The 3,019-nt window shown below is 63.0% G+C and carries 2 protein-coding genes and 1 tRNA gene; 2 read left to right on the top strand and 1 reads right to left on the bottom strand.

Features of this window, described 5'->3' with window-relative positions; translation table 11 throughout:
• Nucleotides 1–14 precede the first annotated feature (14 nt).
• A tRNA-Asn gene (locus tag AB4Y84_RS17925) sits at nt 15–91 on the top strand.
• A gap of 62 nt (nt 92–153) precedes the next feature.
• Here the strand turns inward: AB4Y84_RS17925 and AB4Y84_RS17920 are convergent.
• Nucleotides 154–624: a GspH/FimT family pseudopilin gene (locus tag AB4Y84_RS17920; protein WP_442243715.1), complete on the bottom strand. Its 471-nt coding sequence runs from the start codon at nt 622–624 to the stop codon at nt 154–156.
• A 194-nt stretch (nt 625–818) separates the two neighbouring features.
• Between AB4Y84_RS17920 and uvrB the strand changes: the two genes are divergently transcribed.
• The gene (gene uvrB / locus AB4Y84_RS17915; protein WP_442243714.1) at nt 819–2,843 is read left to right on the top strand and encodes an excinuclease ABC subunit UvrB; all 2,025 of its coding nucleotides are present in this window, start codon (nt 819–821) and stop codon (nt 2,841–2,843) included.
• Nucleotides 2,844–3,019 lie beyond the last annotated feature (176 nt).

Genomic DNA, 3,019 nt, shown 5'->3' with positions numbered 1-3,019 from the left:
GAATGCGCCTCCCCGCCCGAATAGCTCAGCCGGTTAGAGCACTTGACTGTTAATCAGGGGGTCGTTGGTTCGAGTCCAACTTCGGGCGCCAGATTCGAAAAAGCCGCGAGAAATCGCGGTTTTTTTCGTTCTTCGATCCGCCATCGGCCGCATTCAGCAAGGTTTTTCAGTTCGTGGCCGTTCGCTGCGTACGCGTCCGCCGACGTTGATGATCACCCTGCTGTGTTCTTTGCCGTTCACGCAGAGCAGCAGCGACTGATTGGTGCCGGCGTTGCGGCCATCCGGCAGGAACTGCACATGTCGCCGATGTTGGCTGGATTCCATCCGCACAGGCGGCGGTATGCGATCCCGCACATGGATGACGGCGGCGGCAGTCGCGGCTGCCCATGGCGAGGGTTCCGTCCGTACCAGCCACCCTTGGCTCCATGCGTTGCTGCAGTTGACACCATCGGCCGACCCGCAGACCGTCACTCTTCGGCGCTGGGTGATGGCTGTATTGCGCGCCAGTACCAGGCTGCTGGTCAGTTCGGCACGCAGTGATTCCGCTTGCAGGTGGCGGAGCGTGCGCTGCCAGGGTCCCCAGGCCAGGGCCAGGAGCACCGACAGCACCATCAGTACGCTCACCAGTTCCAGCAGGTGAAGGCCGCGTGCCAACCGAGCAGGGTGGGGGAGGTGTGTGGCCGCAGTCATGGCTACAGGTTGGCTGCAGGTCTTGACTGCCACCATCAGCCAGACCCCCATCTTTGAGGCAGGCTTCCCCTCAGCCGACCGTCACCGGACGCCCCGTATACTCACCTTCCCCGAGACCTGGCAACACCATGAGCGACAGTTTTCAACTTGTCTCGCCGTATTCGCCGGCGGGAGACCAGCCCAACGCCATCGCCAAGCTGACCAGCAATTTCGAAGCCGGCGTCGCCAAGCAGACCCTGCTGGGCGTGACCGGCTCGGGCAAGACCTACACCATTGCCAACGTCATCCAGCAGATCCAGAAGCCGACGCTGATCATGGCGCCGAACAAGACCCTGGCGGCGCAGTTGTATGGCGAGTTCAAGGCGTTCTTCCCGCACAAYGCGGTGGAGTATTTCGTCAGCTATTACGACTACTACCAGCCGGAAGCCTACGTGCCGTCGTCGGACACCTTCATCGAGAAGGACAGTTCGATCAACGAGCACATCGAGCAGATGCGGCTGGCGGCAACCAAGACCCTGCTGTCGCGACCGGATGCGATCGTGGTGGCGACCGTGTCGGCCATCTACGGCCTGGGTGCGCCGGAAGACTACCTGTCGCTGCGCCTGATCCTGTCCAAGGGCGAGCGCATCGACCAGCGCGACCTGATCAATCACCTGACCCAGCTGCAGTACACGCGCAACGAATACGAGCTGCAGCGCGGTACCTTCCGCGTGCGCGGTGAAGTGATCGACGTGTTCCCGGCGGAGTCGGACAGTGAGGCCCTGCGCATCGAACTGTTCGATGGCGAGGTGGAAAAGATCACGATGTTCGATCCGCTCACCGGCGAGACCATGCGCAACCTCATGCGCTTCACCGTGTACCCGAAGACCCACTACGCGACTACGCGTGAACGGGTGCTGGCGGCGGTGGAGACCATCAAGGTCGAGCTGAAGGAGCGGTTGGAGCAGCTGTACGCGCAGAACAAGCTGGTCGAGGCGCAGCGCCTGGCCCAGCGCACCCAGTTCGACCTCGAAATGATGGCCGAAGTCGGTTTCTGCAACGGCATCGAGAACTACTCGCGGCATTTGACCGGCAAGAACGCGGGCGAGCCGCCGCCGACCCTGTTCGATTACCTGCCGGCTGATGCGCTGCTGGTGATCGACGAATCGCACGTGACCATTCCGCAGATCGGTGCCATGTTCAAGGGTGACCGGTCGCGCAAGGAAACCCTGGTCGAGTTCGGCTTCCGCCTGCCGTCGGCGCTGGACAACCGTCCGCTGCGCTTCGAGGAGTGGGAGGCGCGCTGCCCGCGCAGCATCTATGTGTCGGCGACACCGGGTCCGTATGAATTCCGCGAGGCCGGAGAGGACATGGCCGAGCTGGTCGTGCGCCCGACCGGGCTGATCGACCCCGTGGTGGAGATCCGCCCGGTCGGCACCCAGGTCGATGACCTGATGAGCGAGGCCAACGAGCGGATCAAGGCCGGTGACCGCGTGCTGGTCACCACCCTGACCAAGCGCATGGCCGAAAACCTCACCGAGTACCTGACCGAGCACAGCATCCGCGTGCGCTACCTTCACTCGGACATCGATACCGTCGAACGCGTGGAGATCATCCGCGACCTGCGTCTGGGCAAGTTCGATGTGCTGGTCGGCATCAACCTGCTGCGCGAGGGCCTGGACATGCCGGAGGTCTCGTTGGTGGCGATTCTGGATGCGGACAAGGAGGGCTTCCTGCGCTCGACCGGTTCGTTGATCCAGACCATCGGCCGTGCGGCCCGCAACGTGCGCGGCAAGGCGATCCTGTACGCGGACAGGATCACCCGTTCGATGCAGGCGGCAATTGACGAGACCGACCGTCGTCGCGCCAAACAGGTCGAGTACAACAAGGAACACGGCATCATTCCGCGCTCGGTCCTGCGGCCGATTGTCGATGTGCTGGAGGGCGCACGTTCGGATGCCGCTGAGAAGGAGGCCCGCAAGGGCAAGGGCAAAGGCCGTTCCGGCGTGGCCGAGGATGCGGCCGACTACCGGTCGCTCAGTCCGGCGCAGTTGGCCGCTCGCCTCAAGGCGCTGGAGCAGCGGATGTACCAGCATGCCAAGGACCTGGAATTCGAAGATGCCGCCCGGGTCCGCGACCAGATCAGGCAGCTGAAGGAAGCCAGCCTGGGCTGAACGCGGTAAAACGGCTTTTCTTCACAAAAGTATTGCGCTTGCCGGTCGCCATCCGTAATATACGCGGCCTGCACCGACGCAATCGCGGCGCTGCAGAAGCAACAAACGGGCGGTTAGCTCAGCGGTAGAGCACTACCTTGACATGGTAGGGGTCACAGGTTCGAACCCTGTACCGC

It is taken from the genome of Stenotrophomonas sp. 2YAF22, from assembly GCF_052114665.1.
In the GTDB taxonomy this organism is placed as follows: domain Bacteria; phylum Pseudomonadota; class Gammaproteobacteria; order Xanthomonadales; family Xanthomonadaceae; genus Stenotrophomonas; species Stenotrophomonas indicatrix.
Note: the sequence above shows the minus strand (reverse complement) of the source record. Positions and strands in the feature narration are given on the sequence as shown.